The following is a 7201-nucleotide window of genomic DNA, read 5'->3' as shown; positions in this document are numbered from 1 at the left end:
ACCAGCTAAGATAATTCTATTTTTAATTTAATTATTTAAAATTATTAAAAAATATTATATATATAATAAAAAATCACCTTATTCACAATTAGAATAAGATGATTTTATTTATTATCCATTTAAACCATATGATTTCATATTATTAAATTTCGATCAACTCACCAATAAAATCATCCTTTAAAATATTATCTATCTTCCTCTTCTTTGACTTATCTATTAAATACTTTAGATAATCATTAAATTCCCAATGAGTATCTTTTATCACTTCCTCATTTTCATCATACTGATAAACTTTATTTGGATTATCAGAATCAGTTAATAAAAATAGATATTCATTTTCTGATTCTATTGAAAAAAAGAAAGGTTTTTGATCTAATAAGTCATGCTGTTGTATATTACACAACCTTTCACACATATCAATTTGAAATTGAATGTGATTTCTAACAGAAAATGTATGGCAATAAAATAAAAGAGATGAATCATCAAAAATCCCTCCACTACATCGCCCTATACAACTTAGAAAACTATATAATTGTTCTGTTATTTTTATACCATAGAAACGTTTTATTTTTTCTATCTCATCATTAGAATATCCTTTTATTTTATGAATATTGATAGAAATCTCGGGGTAAATTAAATGTAGATTATTTATTAATTGATTGTTTTTCATAAAAATTATTCACCCTTATATAATTAATAATAGTAAATTACTATTACAGTTATCTTCATATATTAATTAATTCGCCTGTAACACAATGCTTTTTTACACATTTTCTAGTTTCGGTGTTGATTAATTTTTTTAAATATTGATAAAGTGTCCACTCTGTCTCCTTTACTATTTCTTCATTTTCATCATACTGATAAACTTTATTTGGATTATCTGAATAAGTTAATAAAAATAGATATTGCGTTTCTGATTCTATTGAAAAAAAGAAAGGTTTTTGATCTAATAAATCGTGTTTTTGTATGCTACAAAGCTCAGAACAACTACCAATTTGAAACTGTACATGCCCTCTAACCGAAAATTTATATCGATAAAATAACAATGAATAATCACAAAAAAACCACCACTGCAACGCCCCATGCAATTCAAAAAGTCATATAGCTGATCTGCTACTTTAATATCATAAAGACGTTCAATTTTCTTTATCTCATCATCAGAATACCCCTTTATTTTATGAATGCTGATAGGAAGCTCTGGATAGACAGTATGTAAATAATTTATTAATTGATTATTATTCATAGATAAATTCATATAATGAAAAATCACCTTACACATAATTAGCATAAGGTGATTTTATTTATTATCCATTTAAACTTTACGACTAATACAACGCGTAAAAGCTTCTTTTATTGATGCGATTAATACTTTGTCAATACAATGAATTTTTAACGTTATAATTGCATTGTTATATATAATTTATTAATCTAATATTCCATCTATAAACTATCATTTAATTATCTCACTATTTGATAAAGCAATAATCTCTTTCACATAACGATGATATTGTTTCCCCTTTTTCATAATAGCATAATCTTTAATTGATAAAATATTCGTATGGTTAATAGAATTATTTAACCTCGACACTTCAATAAAAATAACATCCTTGCTATTAACTAAGTAAGTATAAACATCCTCTAATTGTTCTATCATATGATATAAACAATATGCTGATTTCAATGATGGAAATACTTTTTTGAGGTACGGAATGATAATTTTATTTTCTGAATCCTTAAATTTTAAAAAAGCTTCATTTATCATCACTTTATTTCCCCTGGGGTAGTAGTTATTAAATTTCCATTTTTATCTGTGAGCATAGTAATTATGTTAGTTGGCTGTTTACTAAATTTATCAATTCCTATATTTTTATCAAGCTGAATCACTCTTTCATACAAAATATCAATACCATTAGTGTTTTTATTATATGATTCTCTCGTTTTATTAATAGGAATCTTAATGACAGCAGGACTTAATAATATATCTTTAATTTCCTGTTCACTAAGCGTAAATTGGCTAGCATTTTGCGCTCCTGAAAAATGACGTTTTTGTACATGCAACCAACCTGATTCTAAATCTCCCACTTTAATATTAATCCTAGATTGAACAATAGGATGCTCTAATTCATTTTTAGAAACTACTGTTTTGGCTCCATTAGATACTTTATATCCATTCGTAGTTACTCCTGAATATATTATAAGTTCCCCGTTATTGATTATTTCAATAGCTTTTTTATGGGTAGTTATTAATAATTTTTCTTGTTCTACTATCGGTTTTATAGCAGTAATATTTAATTTGCCTGACGTTATTAAAGACTTTGCGCTATTAGCTAACATGCTAGAGAAAGCTTTAGTACTTTCGTCTGAACTTGCTAACACTTTATAACCGCTGCCAAAAGTGACACCTGCTATTGCTGCTTCTGGAGCCGATATCCCAGCAATATTAATACCTAGTTGATTAGTACAATAAACCCAATTAGCTTTACATGTATTAAATGCAACTTGAGCAATAGCGATAAGTTCTGGTGTTGCTGCAATAACAGTATGACCAGCAATAAAACTTACACTTCCTCCTAAGCCAAGAGCGATTGCAACCATTCCTGCATTTTGTCGATTGACAACTCTTTCTGCTGCTGCAACATCTCCTTTCGAAACAGCGATCATATCCTTATTATTTTCTAAAGCTAAGTTAGAAAGCATATGTTCACTGTAATTATGCCGATAAACTAATTCCGCAGAATTAGCCGCAGAAAATACGCCCTCAGGCTTACGAGTCACAATAGCGCCTGTCAGTGCACCAATTAATTTAGTGAGCTGTGTTTGACCTTCATTGCCATGCATTGCCTCTTGAATTAATGCAACTTGTCTGTCAGTTTCATTTAAATAACTAGGCTCAAATAATTTACTTTGTAGCGATATCGCTGCTATCTCTGCCGCCAAAGCACCCGCGACAGCGCCAGTAACACTGCCTCCTGCAATTTCTGCACTAATACCCGCAACGACACCATGACTTAAAACCTTTCCTGCATGTCCTAATACGGCACCGTTATCACCAATTAGATTGGCACCTTCTGCATGGAATTGACTGCCAATATTGCTTAATAGCGCGATTTTAAAATTATCAATAAAACTGCCGCCTTGAATGGCGGTACCGAGGGTTGAACTGACGACGGAATGCGAGGCAACACGCTGGGCAACTTGATTCCATGTGGCGTTATCAGTAAGCAATAACTTGCCTGTTGAAGGTAAGGTTCCTCCTTGGATTGCCTGATCCCAACCCATAAATTGGTCAAGACCTTGCAATGCCCCTGCAACCACCATACTGGTAACAACAGACTTGACAGTGTCACTACGACCGAGTGACTCCAAAGTTTTAGAAATATTGCCTTTGTTCTCAGCTAAAGACACCGCAGCTTGCGATACTAAAGAGGCAAAACCTGCTTGTGCTGCAACCGATGCTGTTGAAGCCACACTGGCTGATGCGCCTGCCGCAATGGTGGCTTCACTTGCCATTCCACCAATGGTTGCCGCCGTTGCAGTACCGTAAGTTGCAACTCCTACCGCGATAGCAATAACCGCACCAACAACAGGATTTAATTGCTGAGTTTTATCATCCCAACTGGAATAAGTGTCTTTCACTAAATTCCAATTAATATTTTCTTGACGTTGGAGAGCGTTAAGCCAAGCATATTCTGGCGTGTTACTTAAAACGGTTAATGCTTTTTCTAGTGATTGTTCTTTCTGGGCTTTAATATCCGCAGATATGCCTTTAGGCGCATCAATAGTAAGCTTTCCGCCAATATAAAGTTCAGGTAATACCCATATTCCTTTGGTATATCCCTGATCACGCTGAGTAATATAAATATCTTTTGAATTAGTAATAGCTTGTTTAAATGAAGTATCTTGTACTGCTTTAAAATTAATTTTTCCTGTTTTACTGGTTAACTTGGCATTTTTTGCTGTATCAATTTTAGTCGCTTCTAAAGTGATATCATCTTTAGCCAATAAATTAATATTGCCATTAGCAATAAATTCGGTAACTTTATTATTGGTATTATAAAATGTTTTCGTATATTTCTTTTTAGTAATACACAAAGTCCACTTATTACATTTTTTCTTTTCTTCTTTGTAGTAACTCGATTCTTCCATCGCTTGTGCGTAAAGAAATCCACCTTTAGCGGCGATATCCATCTCTTTATTTGCAGTTAATTTTGATGCCTGAAATAAAATACTACCTTCAGATAATAGTGTTAGATTATTACCACTATTAATTTCAGTACTGACTTGTTTACGAAGTTCTTCTAAGTCAGAACCCGACTCTTTACGAAAATGTGTTCTTACTGCGCCCAATTGAATATTGCCACCACTTGAAATGATGACGTCACCCTCTGATTTAATTGAACTTCCTTCTGTGATTAATGTGCCTGATGACGCAATAGAAATACCTTTATTACCGGTTATCGTTGCTGTGGCATATTGAAGATCTTGAGCATCTTCGTGAGGATCTGTAATAGCAGAATAAGCATTTGCACCTAGTTTTATATTTCTACCAGCTAATACAATGACTTTATCTTTTGAATTTAATACTGTTGAACTTAAATCAATATCACGAGCAGCATTTAAAATAAGGTTATTATCTGAAAATAACTTAGATTGTAATTGAGGATAATGAATATCACTAAAGAAAGGATCGGCTTCTTTTATTGATTTAGAGGCAAGAAAAATATCCTGACCTGCATTGAAAGTTATGGCCTTATCACTATGATATTTTATTCCTTGACTAATAATATCTTTACCAGCTGTGAATGTAATATCACCTCGCGCTTTCCAGCTTTCCGTTTTTGATAATGCAGGTTCTTGAGTATATAAATGGAAATACGGTAATATCTTAAAAAGTGCTGATTCATTTCTCTGAATTTTTATATTACCAGATGAAATTAAATTGAAAGAATTAGAATTATTAATTTCAATATTATTAAAAGTAATATTCCCTCCCGACTGAAATAAGATAGAATTAGGAACATTAATAACAGGAGGAGTTAAAACATTATTTTGATTAAATGAAGAAATGGGGTTTAATGTATAATTAATATTTCCATTTTTTGCAAGAACAACACTATCTTTTGCAGTTAAATCTACTTGGTTAAGTTCTATATTTTTATTTGAAATTAAACTTAACGAATTTTTAGATGAGAGTTGTGCATCTTTTATTGTAATGTCATCATTAGAAATGATAGATAGATCATTATTTGATTTTATATTTGATGATATATTAATAGAATCAGAATTAATCAGTATATTACTAGCTAAAATATTATATCCTGAGTGTGATTTGTTTATTAACCTTTTTATTTTAGAATATTTAAATGGTACTTTAGTTTCTATATTTATAAAATTTTTAAAATCTAAAGTTAAATTTCCTTTCGCCCTGATATGTTCATTATTATTTTCAAATTTAAAATCATAACTAAAAATATCAGTGGAAACATATGGTATATATTCATATTCTTTTCTATATTTCGATTTCTCAACCTGATTATTGGGGATTTCAAAAAGTGGATTTATTTCTGGAAAAACGCCTCTATTTTCATATATCACCCATTTATCTAATTGTCCTATTGAATAATCTAAAAAATGAGCATTTCTCCCAGTTAAAATTGAATTATTATTTGCAAAAATATATGACTGATGATTTGAGATACTATTGGATTGAATATATAAATTATTACCAGAGATAATTTTAGAAGCAATATAACTTGAAATTAAATCTACTTTTTTCCTCTCACTATTTATACCATAATCATCATTTAAATTTGCCATACCAAACCATTTCTTGTTTCTTTCATCTATTAACTCGGGTATGTAAGCAATAATATATGCTTCATAATTACCCTGAAAAAAACCGCTACTAGGATAAGGTGGAATAAATTGATTTCTAACACTGTAAAATTTTTTAGAATCAGGCTCTTGTTTTATCTCTTTAAATAAAGGTGTAATAGATTCATTAACCAACTTCTTGGTCCGAATAATCAAATCACCCTTTTCTGTTTTTATCGTGGCGGATTGATTTTCAATTAAACTACTGGGATCACCCTGTGCATTTTTTTGTATCCATAAATTATCTTTGGCTTGAATAACTGCCTTTTCACCTTTATTAGTGAGTTTATCTGCAAATAAACGCATATCTTTTTCTGAGATAATTTCACTATAATTAGTTAGCGCATTAGTGGCTAACGTAATATCTTTTTTTGCTTTTAGTTTTGTATTGCTATTAATATGTAGTTCTTTACTGCTAACATTAATATCTTGTTCAGATTGAATATTGCCATTAAAGGTAACTTTTCCATCAACCGTTAAATTCACACTGTTTTGAGTTGTCTGAATATCACTTAAATTAACACCGACTCCCTTTTCTGTGCTGACTAGGCGTATTTGATTGGCATACATTCCACCCAGCGCTTTAGTATCAATCGAGATTGTTGGTTTTATACCTTCTCCAGTAAGGCTATTTACTGCTTCTTTTTCAAAATCAATACGGTTATTGCCTTGCATTAAAGAAAGATTTTTAGCGTTTATTTTTCCATTTAACTCAATACTACGGCTAATAATGTCAGCATAATTTTGCAACTCGGTATTCATACCTTGTTTACCAATAACAACACTGCCTTTTTTCACTTCTATCGCCGAATAGGCACCTTGAGGGCTAAATTGAGGCTTTCCTGTCGTAAGCGTAATTGCTGGAGTATTAATAAACGAACAGCCATCACACGTAATACCATTCGGATTTGCAATAACCACTTTCGCCTGTTCACCTGCAACTTCTAATTTTCCTAATAACTGTGAATGTCCATTTCCTACTACTTCATTAATAATTAAATGCGCTGCATTACCTTTTAAATTGGTATTGGCATTCACTTGTTTAGCTAATTGTGTATTAACAGGAGTTGTTGCATTATTAAGTACAACACCTTGTTTACCTACATTAAAAGAATGGAATTGATTATGAGAAATACCAGTATTATTAGGTGTTGCAATATTAATAATAGGAATAGTATTTTGCTGACTTATTTTGATCGTTTTATCGGATGGAGTAATTGCAGAACTCCAAGCAGGATGTAATGGATAAATAGCGGTTAAATAAATAATGCTATAGCTAATTAAGCGTTGTTTTCGAGAGATATCCTTTTCGTGCATAAAAACCTCC

General features: G+C 31.2%; 4 protein-coding genes. All 4 read right to left on the bottom strand.

Going from position 1 to position 7201, the window contains the following annotated elements:
- Positions 1-142: 142 nt before the first annotated feature.
- Entirely contained in the window at positions 143-670 is a 528-nt protein-coding gene (locus tag B6258_RS15060) for a hypothetical protein (RefSeq protein WP_099075937.1), read from the bottom strand.
- A 276-nt stretch (positions 671-946) separates the two neighbouring features.
- Positions 947-1255 (bottom strand): hypothetical protein, encoded by a 309-nt coding sequence (locus B6258_RS18420; protein WP_240531603.1) that lies wholly within the window; start codon positions 1253-1255, stop codon positions 947-949.
- 195 nt (positions 1256-1450) lie between these two features.
- Positions 1451-1762, bottom strand: coding sequence for a hypothetical protein (locus B6258_RS15050; protein ID WP_099075936.1), 312 nt, complete (start codon positions 1760-1762; stop codon positions 1451-1453).
- The gene (locus B6258_RS15045) at positions 1762-7191 is read right to left on the bottom strand and encodes a DUF637 domain-containing protein (protein ID WP_099075935.1); all 5430 of its coding nucleotides are present in this window, start codon (positions 7189-7191) and stop codon (positions 1762-1764) included. Before B6258_RS15045 ends, B6258_RS15050 begins: the two co-directional genes overlap by 1 nt.
- Positions 7192-7201 lie beyond the last annotated feature (10 nt).

This window comes from Proteus alimentorum (assembly GCF_002607735.1).
In the GTDB taxonomy this organism is placed as follows: Bacteria; Pseudomonadota; Gammaproteobacteria; order Enterobacterales; family Enterobacteriaceae; genus Proteus; species Proteus alimentorum.
This window is presented reverse-complemented; position numbering and strand designations above follow the sequence as displayed.

Coding starts and splice junctions, on each gene's coding strand:
- B6258_RS15060 (WP_099075937.1), bottom strand. CDS start 670: ATGAAAAACAATCAATTAATAAATAATCTACATTTAATTTACCCCGAG.
- B6258_RS18420 (WP_240531603.1), bottom strand. CDS start 1,255: ATGAATTTATCTATGAATAATAATCAATTAATAAATTATTTACATACT.
- B6258_RS15050 (WP_099075936.1), bottom strand. CDS start 1,762: ATGATAAATGAAGCTTTTTTAAAATTTAAGGATTCAGAAAATAAAATT.
- B6258_RS15045 (WP_099075935.1), bottom strand. CDS start 7,191: ATGCACGAAAAGGATATCTCTCGAAAACAACGCTTAATTAGCTATAGC.